16 protein-coding genes are annotated in these 16,851 nt (G+C 62.0%); all 16 read left to right on the top strand.

Annotated elements, in window-relative coordinates; all coding sequences use genetic code 11:
• Positions 1-291 precede the first annotated feature (291 nt).
• The 16 genes from sdhC to ACSQ3I_RS08360 all read left to right on the top strand — a co-directional run bounded on the left by sdhC (position 292) and on the right by ACSQ3I_RS08360 (position 16,850).
• Entirely contained in the window at positions 292-684 is a 393-nt protein-coding gene (sdhC, locus tag ACSQ3I_RS08435) for a succinate dehydrogenase, cytochrome b556 subunit (RefSeq protein WP_435997853.1), read from the top strand.
• Positions 685-696: 12 nt separating this feature from the next.
• Positions 697-1,077 carry a succinate dehydrogenase, hydrophobic membrane anchor protein gene (gene sdhD, locus ACSQ3I_RS08430; RefSeq protein ID WP_435997851.1) on the top strand — a complete coding sequence of 127 codons (381 nt, stop codon included), beginning with the start codon at positions 697-699 and terminating at the stop codon, positions 1,075-1,077.
• Positions 1,078-1,084: 7 nt separating this feature from the next.
• On the top strand, positions 1,085-2,926 hold the full coding sequence (sdhA, locus tag ACSQ3I_RS08425; protein ID WP_435997849.1) for a succinate dehydrogenase flavoprotein subunit: 1,842 nt from the start codon (positions 1,085-1,087) through the stop codon (positions 2,924-2,926).
• 15 nt (positions 2,927-2,941) lie between these two features.
• On the top strand, positions 2,942-3,721 hold the full coding sequence (locus ACSQ3I_RS08420) for a succinate dehydrogenase iron-sulfur subunit (RefSeq protein ID WP_109459411.1): 780 nt from the start codon (positions 2,942-2,944) through the stop codon (positions 3,719-3,721).
• A 4-nt stretch (positions 3,722-3,725) separates the two neighbouring features.
• On the top strand, positions 3,726-4,523 hold the full coding sequence (locus ACSQ3I_RS08415; protein ID WP_435997847.1) for a nucleotidyltransferase domain-containing protein: 798 nt from the start codon (positions 3,726-3,728) through the stop codon (positions 4,521-4,523).
• A gap of 146 nt (positions 4,524-4,669) precedes the next feature.
• Positions 4,670-5,197, top strand: a complete 528-nt coding sequence (locus ACSQ3I_RS08410; protein ID WP_435998323.1) for a protease inhibitor Inh/omp19 family protein — start codon at positions 4,670-4,672, stop codon at positions 5,195-5,197.
• Positions 5,198-5,247: 50 nt separating this feature from the next.
• Positions 5,248-6,408, top strand: coding sequence for a cell division protein ZapE (gene zapE, locus ACSQ3I_RS08405; protein WP_435997845.1), 1,161 nt, complete (start codon positions 5,248-5,250; stop codon positions 6,406-6,408).
• Between the two features lie 179 nt (positions 6,409-6,587).
• Complete coding sequence (mdh, locus tag ACSQ3I_RS08400; RefSeq protein ID WP_109459408.1) at positions 6,588-7,550, top strand: malate dehydrogenase; 963 nt, start codon at positions 6,588-6,590, stop codon at positions 7,548-7,550.
• A 31-nt stretch (positions 7,551-7,581) separates the two neighbouring features.
• Positions 7,582-8,775 (top strand): ADP-forming succinate--CoA ligase subunit beta, encoded by a 1,194-nt coding sequence (gene sucC, locus ACSQ3I_RS08395; RefSeq protein WP_435997843.1) that lies wholly within the window; start codon positions 7,582-7,584, stop codon positions 8,773-8,775.
• Positions 8,776-8,793: 18 nt separating this feature from the next.
• Positions 8,794-9,696 (top strand): succinate--CoA ligase subunit alpha, encoded by a 903-nt coding sequence (gene sucD, locus ACSQ3I_RS08390; RefSeq protein WP_435997841.1) that lies wholly within the window; start codon positions 8,794-8,796, stop codon positions 9,694-9,696.
• A gap of 161 nt (positions 9,697-9,857) precedes the next feature.
• Complete coding sequence (locus ACSQ3I_RS08385; protein WP_435997839.1) at positions 9,858-12,842, top strand: 2-oxoglutarate dehydrogenase E1 component; 2,985 nt, start codon at positions 9,858-9,860, stop codon at positions 12,840-12,842.
• 85 nt (positions 12,843-12,927) lie between these two features.
• Complete coding sequence (gene odhB, locus ACSQ3I_RS08380) at positions 12,928-14,160, top strand: 2-oxoglutarate dehydrogenase complex dihydrolipoyllysine-residue succinyltransferase (protein ID WP_435997837.1); 1,233 nt, start codon at positions 12,928-12,930, stop codon at positions 14,158-14,160.
• 11 nt (positions 14,161-14,171) lie between these two features.
• The gene (locus ACSQ3I_RS08375) at positions 14,172-14,918 is read left to right on the top strand and encodes a DUF4241 domain-containing protein (protein ID WP_435997835.1); all 747 of its coding nucleotides are present in this window, start codon (positions 14,172-14,174) and stop codon (positions 14,916-14,918) included.
• Positions 14,915-15,445 (top strand): hypothetical protein, encoded by a 531-nt coding sequence (locus tag ACSQ3I_RS08370; protein ID WP_435997834.1) that lies wholly within the window; start codon positions 14,915-14,917, stop codon positions 15,443-15,445. The genes ACSQ3I_RS08375 and ACSQ3I_RS08370 overlap by 4 nt, the downstream gene beginning before the upstream one ends.
• Complete coding sequence (locus ACSQ3I_RS08365) at positions 15,442-16,194, top strand: SDR family oxidoreductase (RefSeq protein WP_435997832.1); 753 nt, start codon at positions 15,442-15,444, stop codon at positions 16,192-16,194. The genes ACSQ3I_RS08370 and ACSQ3I_RS08365 overlap by 4 nt, the downstream gene beginning before the upstream one ends.
• Before the next feature lie 17 nt (positions 16,195-16,211).
• The gene (locus ACSQ3I_RS08360) at positions 16,212-16,850 is read left to right on the top strand and encodes a LysE family translocator (RefSeq protein ID WP_435997830.1); all 639 of its coding nucleotides are present in this window, start codon (positions 16,212-16,214) and stop codon (positions 16,848-16,850) included.
• Position 16,851: the final 1 nt, after the last annotated feature.

Genomic DNA, 16,851 nt, shown 5'->3' with positions numbered 1-16,851 from the left:
ATGTTAACAAAAGGTTAAAGCCAATTTGCCGCATTTTTTGGCATATGTCACGGTCGCGCCGGATTTTTTCATCCGAAGGCGGGGGTAGGGGCGCTTTTAGACCTTGGTATTAAGGGAGTTTCAAACCCAATCGATTAAATTTTAAACCTGCATCAATTCCGCTTGTCGTACCGCCAATCGGTGATTAAACGTCGCTTTTGATGCAACGCACATGAAAATTCCGCACCGTGCGTTGTCCCAGGCAATGAAGCCCGAAAAATCGGAGCGCACCCGTAACGCCGCGAGGTTTAGATGGCGAACGTGACAAATAACCGGCCCCTGTCGCCGCATCTGCAAGTTTACAAGCTTATCCCCACCATGCTCATGTCGATTGTGCACCGCATCACCGGCGGCGCGCTTTATTTCGGCACGCTTCTGGTCGTCTGGTGGCTGGTGGCGGCGGCTTCCGGCGAGGCCTATTTCGAATGGGCCAACTGGTTCATGGGCACCATGATCGGCCGGCTGATCCTGTTCGGCTACACCTGGGCGCTCATCCACCACATGCTCGGCGGCCTGCGCCACTTCATGTGGGATCTGGGTTATGGTTTCGAGAAGCATTTCACCACCAAGCTGGTGAAAGTATCGACCGTCATTTCGATCTGTCTTACCGTGCTGGTCTGGGTGATCGGCCTTCTCATTCGCTAAGAGGACATTCTCATGGATATGCGCACCCCTCTCGGCAAGGTTCGCGGCCTCGGTTCGGCCAAGGACGGCACGGAACATTTCTGGCGCCAGCGCCTGACGGCCGTTGCCAACGTGCCGCTGCTGACCTTCTTCGTCATCTTCCTCCTGATCTATGCCGGCGCGCCCTATGCGGAAGTCGTCGCCGCGCTCTCCAATCCCTTCGTCGCCGTCGTCATGGCGCTTGTGGTGTTGTCCGCCACGATCCACATGAAGCTCGGCATGCAGGTGATCATCGAGGACTACATCCATTCGGAAGGCACCAAGATCATCCTGGTGATGCTCAACACCTTCTTTGCTTTCGCGGTGGCGGGCCTCTGTCTTTTCGCCATTCTGAAAATCGCATTCGCAGGATAATTCCATCATGGCATCCAATCCTTCTCCCGCTCAGAATGGCAAGGCCTACAAATATGTCGATCACGCCTATGACGTGATCGTCGTCGGTGCCGGCGGCGCCGGCCTGCGCGCCACGCTCGGCATGGCCGAGCAGGGCTTCAAGACCGCCTGCATCACCAAGGTCTTCCCGACCCGCTCGCACACCGTTGCCGCCCAGGGCGGCATCGCCGCCTCGCTGCAGAACATGACGCCCGACAGCTGGCAGTGGCACCTCTACGACACCGTCAAGGGCTCCGACTGGCTCGGCGACGTCGACGCCATGCAGTATCTCGCCATGGAAGCGCCGAAGGCGGTCTATGAGCTCGAGCATTACGGCGTGCCCTTCTCGCGCAACGAGGAAGGCAAGATCTACCAGCGCCCCTTCGGCGGCCACATGCAGAATTACGGCGAAGGCCCGCCGGTGCAGCGCACCTGCGCCGCCGCCGACCGTACCGGCCACGCCATCCTGCACACGCTCTACGGCCAGTCGTTGCGCAACAACGCCGAATTCTTCATCGAATATTTCGCCCTCGACCTGATCATGTCGGATGACGGCCGCTGCACCGGTGTCGTCGCCTGGTGCCTGGACGACGGCACGATCCACCGTTTCTCCGCCAAGATGGTGGTGTTGGCGACCGGCGGTTACGGCCGCGCCTATTTCTCCGCCACCTCGGCACACACCTGCACCGGCGACGGCGGCGGCATGATCGCCCGTGCCGGCCTGCCGCTGCAGGACATGGAATTCGTGCAGTTCCATCCGACCGGCATCTACGGCGCCGGCTGTCTGATCACCGAAGGCGCACGCGGCGAAGGCGGCTACCTCGTCAATTCCGAGGGCGAGCGCTTCATGGAGCGCTACGCGCCGTCCGCCAAGGACCTTGCCTCGCGCGACGTCGTTTCGCGTTGCATGACGATGGAAATCCGTGAAGGCCGCGGCGTCGGCAAGAACAAGGACCACATCTTCCTACATCTCGATCACCTCGATCCGGCCGTCCTTCATGAACGACTGCCCGGCATTTCGGAATCGGCGAAGATCTTTGCCGGCGTTGACGTGACCCGCGAGCCGATCCCGGTTCTGCCGACCGTGCATTACAATATGGGCGGTGTGCCGACCAATTATTGGGGCGAAGTCCTCAATGCCGACAGCAACAATCCCGAACGCATCGCGCCCGGCCTGATGGCCGTCGGCGAAGCCGGCTGTGCCTCGGTGCACGGCGCCAACCGTCTCGGCTCCAACTCGCTGATCGACTTGGTCGTCTTCGGCCGTGCCGCGGCGATCCGCGCCGGCCAGGTCATCGACAAGGCCGAACCGGTGCCGGCGCTGAACACGGCTGCCTGCGACAAGATCATGGAGCGTTTCGACCGACTGCGGTTTGCCAAGGGCGGCACGCCGACGGCGGTGCTGCGCGACAAGATGCAGCGCGTCATGCAGGAAGACGCCGCCGTGTTCCGCACCCAGGAATCGCTGGAATCCGGCTGCAAGCGCATCTCGGCGATCTGGAAGGAACTGCCCGACGTCAAGGTTACCGACCGTTCGCTGGTCTGGAACTCCGACCTGGTCGAGACGCTGGAGCTGGAAAACCTGATGGCCAACGCCATCACCACGGTCTACGGCGCCGAGGCCCGCAAGGAGAGCCGCGGCTCGCATGCCCGCGAGGACTACACCAGCGGCCCGTTTGCCGGACGCGACGACGAGAACTGGCGCAAGCACACGCTCGCCTGGGTCAGTGAAGCCGGCGACGTCAAGCTCGACTACCGCCCGGTTCACACCGAACTCATCGCCGAAGGCATCGACCCCAAGAAGATCGCCCCGAAGGCGCGCGTCTATTGATCCGAGGATTTTGACATGGTTGAACTCGCTCTCCCCAAAAATTCGAAGATCAACGAAGGCAAGGTGTGGCCGAAGCCCGAGGGCGCTCGGCACACCCGGGAATTCCGCATCTACCGCTGGAACCCGGACGACGGCCAGAACCCGAGCATCGATACCTATTACATCGATGTCGACGATTGCGGCCCGATGGTGCTCGACGGCCTGCTCTACATCAAGAACAAGATCGACCCGACGCTGACGTTGCGCCGCTCCTGTCGCGAGGGCATCTGCGGCTCCTGCGCCATGAACATCGACGGCACGAATACGCTTGCCTGCACCAAGGGTCTCGAAGAGATCAAGGGCACGGTGAAGGTCTATCCGCTGCCGCACATGCCCGTCGTCAAGGATCTGGTTCCCGACCTCACCAACTTCTATGCCCAGCATCGCTCGATCGAGCCGTGGCTGAAGACGGTATCGCCGGCGCCGGCGAAGGAATGGAAGCAGAGCCATGAGGACCGCCTCAAGCTCGACGGTCTCTATGAGTGCATCCTCTGCGCCTGCTGCTCGACCTCCTGTCCGAGCTACTGGTGGAACGGCGACCGTTATCTCGGCCCGGCCGTACTGCTGCAGGCCTATCGCTGGCTGATCGACAGCCGCGACGAAGCCAAGGGCGAACGTCTCGACAATCTCGAAGATCCGTTCCGGCTTTATCGTTGCCACACGATCATGAACTGCGCCCAGGCCTGCCCGAAGGGGCTGAACCCGGCCAAGGCAATCGCCGAAATCAAGAAGATGATGGTCGAGCGCCGGGTCTGACAGCATGTTCGAGGGGTTGACGGAAGAAGCGGCAAGCGAAATCCGGCAACGCCTCGACAGTGTTCGCGCCGAAGGATGCCGGATCGGTTTCGCGGTGGAGAGTGGCAGCCGGGCGTGGGGTTTTCCTTCGCCCGACAGCGATTTCGATTGCCGCTTCGTTTATGTTCGTCCGGTGCGCCAGCATCTCGAATTCCGCCAGCGACGCGATGTCATCGAGTTTCCTATCGTCGGTGACATCGATACGGGTGGCTGGGACCTGCGAAAAGCCTTGCTGCTGGCGTTGAAGGGCAATGCGGTCATCGTCGAATGGCTGAAATCGCCGCTCGTCTACGAGGAGGAGCCGGATTTCCGGCGACGGCTTACCGTGTTGCTCGACGAGATCATGCAGCCGCAGCGGGTTGCCCGCCATTATGCCGGGCTGCTGCGGGAACATGCGCCGGACAGGGAACTGAAGGCGGTCAAGCTGAAGAGATTCCTGTATGCGGTTCGTCCGGCGGTGGCGCTGCAATGGATGAGCGACCGGGATTTTTCCGCGCTCCCGCCGATGAACATGATTGAATGCCTGGACGGCGCTTCCGTTCCGCAGGACGTGCGCGAGGAGATCTTGCGGCTCATCGCCCTCAAGAAGACGTCGCGGGAAATGGGCGAGGCAGCATTGCCTTCGTGCCTGCGGCACTTCGTGGCGCAAACCGATGCGGATTACGCCAACCTCGGCAGCCGGTTCAAGGCGGATGGCGACGACGAAGCGCGCCGCTTTGAGGTCGCCGAACATTTTTACCGGCTGGAGGTCGAGCGGACATAAGCACCACGAGGGTCGCAGACCACCCTAAATCGAGGGGTTTGCGGCAAACATCCGTTGCAAGACTTGATTAAGCAGGGTGTTTCACGATAATTCCGCCTTGATTGCGCCCCATCCTCCCGGGCGAGCGGACGATCAGGAGTGTCATGATGCAGTTGAAACATGCGGCGGTGGGCTTGGCGGTGGTTCTTTCGCTGGCCGGGTGCCAGCGCACCACCTATAGCGATTTGAGCCCCACCCGTCAGGTAACGCCGCTGGAGGCGCAGCCGGTACAGGGCGTGCAGTCCAGCCAGTTGCCCGATCCGACCGCGGATGCGTCACAGTTTCCGGAAAAGCCGACGACCCTGCCGACGGATGCCAGCGCCCAGACGACCGATGCGATGGCGGCAACCGCGCTCGACGTCAAGAAGGAAGGCATGGTCGGCAACTGGAAGGTCAACACCTCGGGTGTGACCTGCGACATGTTCCTGACGCTCACCAACCTTGGTAGCGGCTCGCGCGGCGGTACCCGCGGTTGCTCCGGCGAGCTGACGACCATGGGCTCGTGGGAAGTGGACGGCAAGCAGGTCATGCTGAAGGACCGCAGCGGCAATCCGCTCGGCCGCCTCTACAAGACGGCGGATACGCGCTTTGACGGCACGACGAATTCCGGTCAGCCGATCAGCCTCAGCCGTTAATTGTCTCAAGGCCGGCCCTCGCCGGCCTTTTTCTTGAGTGGATTCCCTTTATGAAGCCTATGCCAGACTATTCGCTGAGCGTCAGCGAACGGCTGAAATCCTTGACGTCTGCCGGAACGCTGCAGGCCGACAAGGCGCAGATGGACGTTGCCGCCCGGCTCGACAAGGTTCTCGCAGCACTCAAGGGCCGGCGGCCGGCGGCAAAGTCCAGTGCGCTCGGCTGGCTCTTCGCCAAGAAGAAGCCCGCGGAGCCGGTGCATGGCCTCTACATTCACGGCAGCGTCGGCCGTGGCAAGACCATGCTGATGGACATGTTCTTCGAGATGGCGCCGGTCTCCCGCAAGCGCCGGGCGCATTTCCACGAATTCATGGCCGACGTCCATAACCGCATCCATGCGCATCGCCAGAAGCTGAAGAACGGCCAGACCAAGCAGGCCGATCCCGTGCCGCCGGTTGCCGAGGCGCTGTTCGAGGAGGCGGAACTGCTCTGCTTCGACGAGTTCACGGTGACGGATATCGCCGACGCCATGATCCTGGCACGGCTGTTCGGCGAGCTTTTTTCTCGCGGCTGCGTATTGGTCGCCACGTCGAACGTCGAGCCGGACAATCTTTATCGCGACGGACTCAATCGCGGTCTCTTCCTGCCCTTTGTCGGACTGCTGAAGAAGCATGTCGACGTCGTCACGCTCGATTCGCCGACCGACTACCGGATGGAGAAGCTCGATGGCCTGCCTGTCTACATGGCGCCGGTCGACACGAAGGCCACCGAGGCAATGGACAAGGCCTGGAGTGCGGCGATCAACGGCCACAAGGTCGCGGCCCTCGACATCGACATGAAGGGCCGGGCGGTCAAGGTGCCGCAGGCGGCGGGCCGCGTTGCCCGGTTTTCGTTTGCCGATCTCTGTGAGAAGCCGCTGGGCGCTTCCGACTATCTGGCGATCGCCGATCGTTTCGATGTCATCTTCCTTGATCACATTCCGCATCTCGGTCCGGAAAAACGCAACGAAACCAAACGCTTCATCATCCTTATCGACATGCTTTACGATCATGCCGTGCGCCTGTTCGCCTCTGCGGATGCGATGCCGGAGACGCTTTTGACGGAAAAGCGCGGCACCGAAGGCTTCGAATTCGACCGGACGATTTCGCGACTGTTCGAGATGCGCAGCGCCGATTATCTCGCGCTGCACCGTGAAAAGCGGGAAGCAATTTGACAGTTTTGTGTCAAAAATTCTTACGTTTACGTAAGAATTTTACAATATAACCGATTGAAACTTATGGATTAAAAATAACGCATTGCCATTTTTTTGCTTTGGGCGTATTGCGATTGGCCACAATGGCCGGTGTGACGGCATGCCTGCCTTGGGATTTGGATCGCAAAGGAAGCACTTCAATGGCGCGCAAAAAGATCGCACTTATTGGTTCTGGCATGATCGGCGGTACGCTGGCTCATCTCGCAGGGCTGAAGGAACTGGGCGACATCGTCCTGTTCGACATCGCCGACGGCATTCCGCAGGGCAAGGGTCTCGACATCGCTCAGTCGTCGCCGGTTGAAGGCTTCAACGCCAATCTCACCGGTGCCAGCGACTACGCCGCCATCGAAGGCGCCGATGTCTGCATCGTCACCGCCGGCGTCGCCCGCAAGCCGGGCATGAGCCGCGACGACCTGCTCGGCATCAACCTCAAGGTCATGGAACAGGTCGGCGCCGGCATCAAGAAGTATGCCCCGAACGCCTTCGTGATCTGCATCACCAACCCGCTCGACGCCATGGTCTGGGCGCTGCAGAAGTTCTCCGGCCTGCCGAAGAACATGGTCGTCGGCATGGCCGGCGTGCTCGACTCGGCCCGCTTCCGCCTGTTCCTGTCCCAGGAATTCAACGTTTCCGTCCAGGACGTCACCGCTTTCGTTCTCGGCGGCCACGGCGACACCATGGTGCCGCTCGCCCGTTATTCGACCATCGGCGGCATTCCGCTCACCGACCTCGTCAAGATGGGCTGGGTCACCAAGGAGCGCCTCGAAGAGATCATCCAGCGCACCCGTGACGGCGGCGCCGAGATCGTCGGCCTACTGAAGACCGGTTCGGCCTACTACGCCCCGGCTGCCTCGGCCATCGAAATGGCCGAATCCTACCTCAAGGACAAGAAGCGCGTCCTGCCCTGCGCTGCCTATCTTTCCGGCCAGTACGGCGTGAAGGACATGTATGTCGGCGTGCCCACCATCATCGGTGAAGGCGGTGTCGAGCGCATCATCGAGGTCGAATTCAACAAGGCCGAAGAAGAAGCGTTCCAGAAGTCGGTTTCCGCTGTTGCCGGTCTTTGCGAAGCCTGCATCACCATCGCTCCGGCGCTGAAGTAAGCGCTTCGGCCGTCAATCAGGGATTATCCGCATGAATATTCATGAATATCAGGCCAAGGCTCTCTTGAAGAGCTATGGCGCGCCGGTCGCCGCAGGCGTGCCGATCTTTTCCGCCGAAGAAGCGGAAGCTGCCGCCAAGTCGCTGCCGGGTCCGCTCTACGTCGTCAAGAGCCAGATCCACGCCGGCGGCCGCGGCAAGGGCAAGTTCAAGGAACTCGGCCCCGATGCCAAGGGCGGTGTCCGTCTCGCCTTTTCGATCGACGAAGCCAAGGCGCATGCCAAGGAAATGTTCGGCAACACGCTGGTGACCGCCCAGACCGGCGAGGCCGGCAAGCAGGTCAATCGCCTCTACATCGAGGACGGCGCCGACATCGCCCGCGAACTCTATTGCTCGCTGCTCGTCGACCGCTCCGTCGGCCGCGTCGCCTTCGTCGTTTCGACCGAAGGCGGCATGGACATCGAGACCGTCGCGCATGACACGCCGGAGAAGATCCACACCATCGCCATCGATCCGCAAACCGGCGTTACCGATGCCGACGTCGCCGCGATCTCCAAGGCGCTGGCGCTGACCGGTGCTGCGGCCGAAGATGCCAAGTCGCTGTTCCCGACGCTCTACAAGGCCTTCAACGAGAAGGACATGGCGCTGCTCGAGATCAACCCGCTGATCGTCATGAAGAACGATCACCTGCGCGTGCTCGACGCCAAGATGTCCTTCGACGGCAATGCGATCTTCCGCCATGACGACGTCAAGGCGCTGCGCGACGAAACCGAAGAAGACGCCAAGGAAATCGAAGCCTCCAAGTGGGACCTCGCTTACGTTGCCCTCGACGGCAACATCGGCTGCATGGTCAACGGCGCCGGCCTTGCCATGGCGACCATGGACATCATCAAGCTGTACGGCAAGGAGCCGGCCAACTTCTGCGACGTCGGCGGCGGCGCCGGCAAGGAGAAGGTGGCGGCAGCCTTCAAGATCATCACGGCGGACCCGAAGGTCGAGGGCATCCTCGTCAACATCTTCGGCGGCATCATGAAGTGCGACGTCATCGCCGAAGGCGTTGTCGCTGCTGTTCAGGAAGTCGGCCTGAAGGTTCCGCTCGTCGTGCGCCTCGAAGGCACCAATGTCGAACTCGGCAAGAAGATCCTCAACGAGTCCGGTCTCGCGATCACCGCAGCTGACGACTTGGACGACGCTGCCAAGAAGATCGTCGCGGCGATCAACGGCTAATCTGAAGGACCTTTACCCATGTCGATTCTCGTCAACAAGAATACCAAGGTCCTGGTTCAGGGCCTGACCGGCAAGACCGGTACGTTCCACACCGAACAGGCGCTTGCCTATTACGGCACGCAGATGGTCGGCGGCATCCATCCGAAGAAGGGTGGCGAAAGCTGGACCGGCTCGAAGGGCGAAACCCTGCCGATCTTCGCAACCGTTGCCGAAGCCAAGGAAAAGACCGGCGCCGATGCGTCCGTGATCTACGTTCCGCCGGCCGGTGCAGCCGATGCGATCATCGAGGCGATCGACGCCGAGATCCCGTTCATCACCTGCATCACCGAAGGCATCCCGGTCATGGACATGGTGCGGGTCAAGGCTAAACTCGACAAGTCGAAGTCGCGCCTGCTCGGCCCCAACTGCCCGGGCATCCTGACGCCGGAAGAATGCAAGATCGGCATCATGCCGGGCTCGATCTTCCGCAAGGGTTCGGTCGGCATCGTCTCGCGCTCCGGCACGCTGACCTATGAAGCCGTGTTCCAGACCTCGAACGAAGGCCTCGGCCAGACGACGGCTGTCGGCATCGGCGGCGACCCGGTCAAGGGCACGGAATTCATCGACGTCTTGGAAATGTTCCTCGCCGACGACGCCACGACCTCGATCATCATGATCGGCGAAATCGGCGGTGCTGCCGAAGAAGATGCGGCGCAGTTCCTGATCGACGAAGCCAAGAAGGGCCGCAAGAAGCCGATGGCCGGCTTTATCGCCGGTCGCACGGCGCCGAAGGGTCGCACCATGGGCCACGCTGGCGCTGTCGTTTCCGGCGGCAAGGGCGATGCGGAATCGAAGATCGCTGCCATGGAAGCGGCCGGCATCAAGGTTTCGCCGTCGCCGGCACGTCTCGGCAAGACGCTGGTTGAAGTCCTGAAGGGCTGAACCGACATAAGGACCGGGCGGATCTTCGCATCCGCACCCGCCCGGTTCTCAAGCATGGCGGATGTGCCGCGGACAGGCGGCAGGTGGAAATGCGGCAGCCGGTTTTATGACCGGCACATTCATTTAAGTCGGGAGGCGGGCGGAAGCGTCCGCAAAACACCATGGCAAGACAAGAAGCCAACGAGCAGTTCCAGATCACGTCGTTTCTGGACGGCGCCAATGCTGCTTATATCGAGCAGCTTTATGCGCGCTACGAGGAAGATCCCTCGTCGGTCGACGAGCAGTGGCGTTCTTTCTTCAAGGCGCTGGACGACAATCCGTCCGACGTGACGAAGGCGGCCAAGGGTGCCTCCTGGCAGCGCAAGAACTGGCCGATCGCCGCCTCCGGCGACCTGGTCTCGGCGCTCGACGGCAACTGGGGCATCATCGAAAAGGCAATCGAGACCAAGGTGAAAGCCAAGGCCGAAGCCGCCGGCAAGCCGGCCAGCGATGCCGACGTGCACCAGGCGACGCGCGACAGCGTCCGCGCCATCATGATGATCCGCGCCTTCCGCATGCGCGGCCACCTGCATGCGCAGCTCGATCCGCTCGGCCTTTCCGCGCCGGTCGAAGACTACAACGAACTGTCTCCGTCCGCATACGGCTTCACCGAGGCCGACTACGACCGCAAGATCTTCATCGACAACGTGCTTGGCCTCGAATACGCGACCATCCGCGAGATGCTCGACATTCTGGAGCGCACCTACTGCTCGACGCTCGGCGTCGAATTCATGCACATCTCCAATCCGGAAGAAAAGGCCTGGATCCAGGAACGCATCGAAGGTCCGGACAAGGGTGTCGCCTTCACGCCCGAGGGCAAGAAGGCCATCCTCTCGAAGCTGATCGAGGCCGAAGGCTTCGAACAGTTCATCGACGTCAAGTACAAGGGCACCAAGCGTTTCGGCCTCGACGGCGGCGAAGCGCTGATTCCGGCGCTGGAGCAGATCCTCAAGCGCGGCGGCCAGGACGGTCTTGAAGAAGTTGTGCTCGGCATGGCCCATCGCGGCCGCCTCAACGTGCTGACCAACGTCATGGGCAAGCCGCACCGCGCCGTGTTCCACGAATTCAAGGGCGGCTCCTTCAAGCCCGACGACGTCGAAGGCTCTGGTGACGTCAAGTATCACCTTGGCGCCTCCTCCGACCGCGAGTTCGATGGCAACAAGGTGCACCTGTCGCTGACGGCCAACCCCTCGCACCTCGAGATCGTCAATCCGGTGGTGATGGGCAAGGCCCGCGCCAAGCAGGATCAGCGCGCCAAGGTGTTCGAAGGCGACATCATTCCGCTCAAGGAACGCGCGAAGGTGCTGCCGCTCCTGCTGCACGGCGATGCGGCTTTTGCCGGCCAGGGCGTCGTTGCCGAAATCCTCGGCCTGTCCGGCCTGCGCGGCCACCGCGTTGCCGGCACGATGCACGTCATCATCAACAATCAGATCGGCTTTACCACCAATCCGGCCTTCTCGCGGTCGTCGCCCTATCCGTCCGACGTCGCCAAGATGATCGAGGCGCCGATCTTCCACGTCAACGGTGACGATCCGGAAGCGGTGGTTTATGCCGCCAAGGTTGCCACCGAATTCCGCATGAAGTTCCACAAGCCTGTCGTCGTCGACATGTTCTGCTATCGCCGCTTCGGCCATAACGAAGGCGACGAGCCGTCCTTCACGCAGCCGAAGATGTACAAGGTGATCCGCGCCCACAAGACGGTCGTGCAGCTCTACGGCGAGCGGCTGATCGCCGAAGGCCTGATCAGCGACGGCGAATTCGAAAAGATGAAGGCCGACTGGCGCGCCCATCTGGAGCAGGAATTCGAAGCCGGCCAGTCCTACAAGCCGAACAAGGCCGACTGGCTCGACGGCGTCTGGTCGGGCCTGCGCACGGCCGACAATGCCGACGAGCAGCGCCGCGGCAAAACCGCCGTGCCGATGAAGACGCTGAAGGACATCGGCCGCAAGATCTCCGAGATCCCGGCCGGTTTCCAGGCGCACCGCACCATCCAGCGCTTCATGGAAAACCGCGCCAACATGATCCAGACGGGCGAAGGCATCGACTGGGCGATGGCCGAAGCGCTGGCGCTCGGTTCGCTCTGCGTCGAAGGCACGAAGATCCGCCTGTCCGGCCAGGATGTCGAACGCGGCACCTTCTCGCAGCGCCATTCGGTGCTCTACGACCAGGAAACCGAAGAACGCTACATCCCGCTCGCCAACCTCTCCCCGACGCAGGGGCGTTACGAGGCGATCAACTCGATGCTGTCGGAAGAGGCCGTGCTCGGCTTCGAATACGGCTATTCGCTGGCCCGCCCGAACGCGCTGACGCTCTGGGAAGCCCAGTTCGGCGACTTCGCCAACGGGGCGCAGGTGGTCTTCGACCAGTTCATTTCCTCGGGCGAGCGCAAGTGGCTGCGCATGTCCGGCCTCGTCTGCCTGCTGCCGCACGGTTACGAAGGCCAGGGTCCGGAACACTCCTCCGCCCGCCTCGAGCGCTGGCTGCAGATGTGCGCCGAAGACAACATGCAGGTCGCCAACGTCACGACGCCGGCGAACTACTTCCATATCCTGCGCCGGCAGATGAAGCGCGACTTCCGCAAGCCGCTGATCATCATGACGCCGAAGTCGCTGCTGCGCCACAAGCGGGCCGTGTCGAGCCTTGCCGAGATGGCCGGCGAATCCTCGTTCCACCGCCTGTTGTGGGACGACGCAGAAGTGATCAAGGACGGCCCGATCAAGCTGCAGAAGGATGCCAAGATCCGTCGCGTCGTCATGTGCTCGGGCAAGGTCTATTACGACCTGCTGGAAGAGCGCGAAAAGCGCGGCATCGACGACGTCTACCTGCTGCGCATCGAACAGCTCTATCCGTTCCCGGCCAAGGCGCTCATCAACGAGCTGTCCCGCTTCCGCAACGCCGAAATGGTCTGGTGCCAGGAAGAGCCGAAGAACATGGGTGGCTGGTCGTTCATCGATCCGTACCTGGAATGGGTGCTCGCCCATATCGACGCCAAGTACCAGCGCGTTCGCTACACCGGCCGTCCGGCCGCCGCTTCGCCGGCAACCGGCCTGATGTCGAAGCACCTGTCGCAGCTTGCTGCTTTCCTCGAAGACGCGCTCGGCGGCTGAGGACGTAATGGGGCGGCTGCCCGCCCCGTTCTCCCGCTCGCCTTCGCCGCCCAACAAGAACAAGTCACCCATCAGGATTTGAACAATGGCTACTGAAATCCGCGTCCCAACCCTCGGCGAATCCGTCAGCGAGGCAACTGTCGGCACCTGGTTCAAGAAAGTCGGAGATGTCGTCAAGGCCGACGAGCCGCTGCTCGAGCTGGAAACCGACAAGGTCACCATCGAAGTCCCGTCGCCGGCTGCCGGCACGCTGGCCGAAATCGTCGCCCAGGCGGGTGAAACCGTCGGCCTCGGCGCGCTGCTCGGCCAGATTGCCGCAGGCGCTGCCGGTGCTGCCGTTGCCGCTCCGGCCAAGGCTGAACCGGCTGTTGCCGCTGCAGCAACCCCGGTTGCCGCTCCGGCCGCTGCCCCGGCAGCTGCAATGCCGCCGGCTCCGGCTGCAGCCAAGCTTCTGGCGGAAAACAACATCGCTGCCGCCGATGTCGACGGTTCCGGCAAGCGTGGCCAGGTGCTGAAGGGCGATGTCATCGCCGCCATCGCCAAGGGTCCAGCCACCACGGCCCAGGCGGCCGAGCCGGTCAAGGTTGCCGCCCGCGCACCGTCGGCCGTCGAGGACGCGCCGCGTGAAGAGCGCGTCAAGATGACCCGCCTGCGTCAGACGATCGCCAAGCGCCTCAAGGATGCCCAGAACACCGCCGCCATGCTGACCACCTATAACGAGGTGGACATGAGCGCCGTCATGGACCTGCGCAACCGCTACAAGGACATCTTCGAGAAGAAGCACGGCGTCAAGCTCGGCTTCATGGGCTTCTTCACCAAGGCGGTGACGCATGCCCTGAAGGAACTGCCGGCGGTCAACGCCGAAATCGACGGCACCGACATCATCTACAAGAACTACTGCCACATCGGCGTTGCCGTCGGCACCGACAAGGGTCTCGTCGTGCCGATCGTGCGTGATGCCGACCAGCTGTCGATTGCCGGCATCGAGAAGGATATCGGCCGCCTCGGCAAGGCTGCCCGTGATGGCCAGCTGTCGATGGCCGACATGCAGGGCGGCACCTTCACCATCTCCAACGGTGGTGTCTATGGTTCGTTGATGTCTTCGCCGATCCTCAATGCACCGCAGTCAGGCATCCTCGGCATGCATAAGATCCAGGACCGTCCTGTTGTCGTCGGCGGTCAGATCGTCATCCGTCCGATGATGTATCTGGCGCTGTCCTACGACCACCGGATCGTCGACGGCAAGGAAGCTGTGACCTTCCTCGTCCGCGTCAAGGAAAGCCTGGAAGATCCGGAACGCCTGGTTCTCGATCTCTAAGGAGACCGGTCATGGGAAGCCGGCTTGGAAAAGCGGTCGGGGCATTGTTGTGCGCCGCTGCCTTGCAGGGGCCGGTTTCCGTCATGGCGGCCGATTGGGATGTGCATCGCATCGGCCGCAATTTCGACCTCGTCAATCTTGACGAGGCCGAGCTTACCCGGCGAAACATCAAGCTCATTCGTCTCGGCAAGCTGGAACTGCAGTCCGGGCGCGTGGTCGCGACAGATCCGCTGGTGCAGCAGGAGAGAGCGCCATTCGAGCGCACGGTGCCGCCGGGAGATTTTCCGGTGACCGTTTATGAGGCGCAGGGCCGCATAGCGGCCGCCGTCATTCGCTTCGGCGACGGAAAGCCGGAGCGTTGGGAGCTTGCGACTGTCGCGGGCCAGAAGCTTGCCGAATTGAAGGACGACCTGTTTTTCGGATATGGCGTCGATGCCGGCACCGGTTCTTTCCTGGATGCCGATACGGTTGCCCTGATGCAGCAGCGCCTCGAAATCGAAATGAAGGCCAGGCAGAACAACGACGTCAACTATTACGACGACGTTCTGGCCGCCGATATCGACAGCGGGACCGATTCCGTCATGCACCGGCCGATCGAAGGCAAGCGGGGCAACGTTGCCGTCTTTACCAGCGGCTGGGGCGATGGCTACTACCCGACGTTCTGGGGACTGGCGGAAAGCGGCCGGCCTTTGGTGTTGATGACCGACTTTTTCGTGATCGAGAATGCGGATGGAAACAAGGAGCCGACTAACCCATGAGCGTGTTCGTGTCTCGCCTGTCCGCTTCCATTCTTTGCCCGGCGGTTGCCGCGGGTTTGTCGCTATTGCTGGCGCAGCCGGCCTTGTCGGCCGCCTGCAAGCAGTCCAACGCCGTCTATCAGGATCGTGACAGGGCCCTCGAATTGCGCTTCCGGCCGCTTGACTCTCAATCGGCCGCCGCCAGCAATCGGTTCTCCGTGAAGGTCAAATCCTCCTCCGTCGAGATGGAAGGCTTCGTGTTGCTGTCGGAAGATCCGGAACGTTCCAATGCGGTCCTGATGTTCAATTGCCCGGAAGGCGACACCACCGGCGAAGAGCTTGAAGCCTGCATGGTGTGGCAGGGGCCGGTCTATGGCATCGATGCCAAGGGCGACATTGCCAATCTGAAGACGGAAAGCGGCGAAGCGGCGGAAAAGCTCCTGCTGCCCGGCCTCGGCCCGGCCATGCGCGAATCATCCTTGTGGGAGGCGGGCAAGGTGAACGTCGCCCCATGGGACGTGCTGACATATGGAGGATGTATCCAGTGACTGACAAACCGGTTCTTCTCGTCACCGGCGGCAGCCGTGGCATCGGGGCTGCGGTGTGCGTGCTTGCAGCGCAAAAAGGCTGGGCGGTCGCCGTCAACTACGTCTCGAACCAATCGGCTGCCGATGCGGTGGTCGCGGAAATCCGCGCGGCAGGCGGCGAGGCAATCGCAGTCAAAGGCGATGTCGGCGTTGCCGCCGATATCGATGCAATGTTTGTCGCCGTGGACAAACATTTCGGCCGTATCGATGGCCTCGTCAACAATGCCGGCGTCATCGACCTGTCGCAGCGTGTCGACGAGATGAGCGTCGAGCGTCTGGAGCGGATGATGCGCATCAACGTCATCGGCTCGATGCTGACGGCCCGCGAGGCGATCCGGCGCATGTCGACAAAACATGGCGGCAAGGGTGGCGCGATCGTCAACATTTCGTCGATGGCCGCCGTTATCGGTTCGCCGTCGCTCTACGTCGATTATGCGGCTTCCAAGGCGGCGATCGATACCTTCACCATCGGGCTGGCCCGCGAAGTGGCGACCGAAGGCGTGCGCGTCAATGCGGTGCGGCCGGGCATCATCGATACGGATATCCACGCCTCCGGCGGCGAGCCGGACCGGGCTCATCGCTCGGCCTCGATGATCCCGATGCAGCGCCCCGGCACGGCGCAGGAGGTTGCGGATGCAATCGTCTATCTTCTTTCTTCGCCGGCTTCCTATATAACGGGCGCCATTCTCAACGTCAGCGGCGGGCGCTAGGCGCAAGGCGGAGCATCATGCAGTACATTCTGGAATTCCTCGGCCTGATGGCCGTCTTTTCGATCTTCATCGTCGTGCCGGGCGCGGATTTTGCCGTCATCCTGCGCCAGAGCATCGTCCACGGCCGCCGCGCCGCGATCATGACCGGCCTCGGCATGGGTTTTTCGCTGCTCTTCCACATCAGCTACACCATTCTCGGCCTCGGGCTGATCGTCTCGCAGTCGCTGATGCTGTTCAGCCTGATCAAATGGGCAGGTGTCGCCTATCTCGTCTATCTCGGTATCAAGTCCTTCCGCGAGCCAGGTTTCAAGGTCGGCGACATCGATGTGACGGCGGAAGACCGCAAGCCGGTTTCGGCGATCAAATGCCTGGCGACGGGTTTCATCACCAATGCGCTCAACCCGAAGCCGGTGCTGTTCTTCCTGTCGCTGTTCTCGACGCTGGTGCATCACGATACGCCTGCGCTCATCCAGTTCAGCTATGGCATCGGCATGGCGACGGCGCTGGTCGCCTGGTTTGCCGGCGTCTCCGTCTTCTTCACCGTCAAGGCGATCCGCGACCGCTTCATCGCCAGCGGCAAATGGTTCAACCGCATTACCGGAGCCGCATTGGTCGGCTTCGGCTTCCGTCTCGCGCTGGCCCGTGCCGCCGACTAAC

The organism is Rhizobium sp. LjRoot30, assembly GCF_964253915.1.
Lineage (GTDB): Bacteria > Pseudomonadota > Alphaproteobacteria > Rhizobiales > Rhizobiaceae > Metarhizobium.
This window is presented reverse-complemented; position numbering and strand designations above follow the sequence as displayed.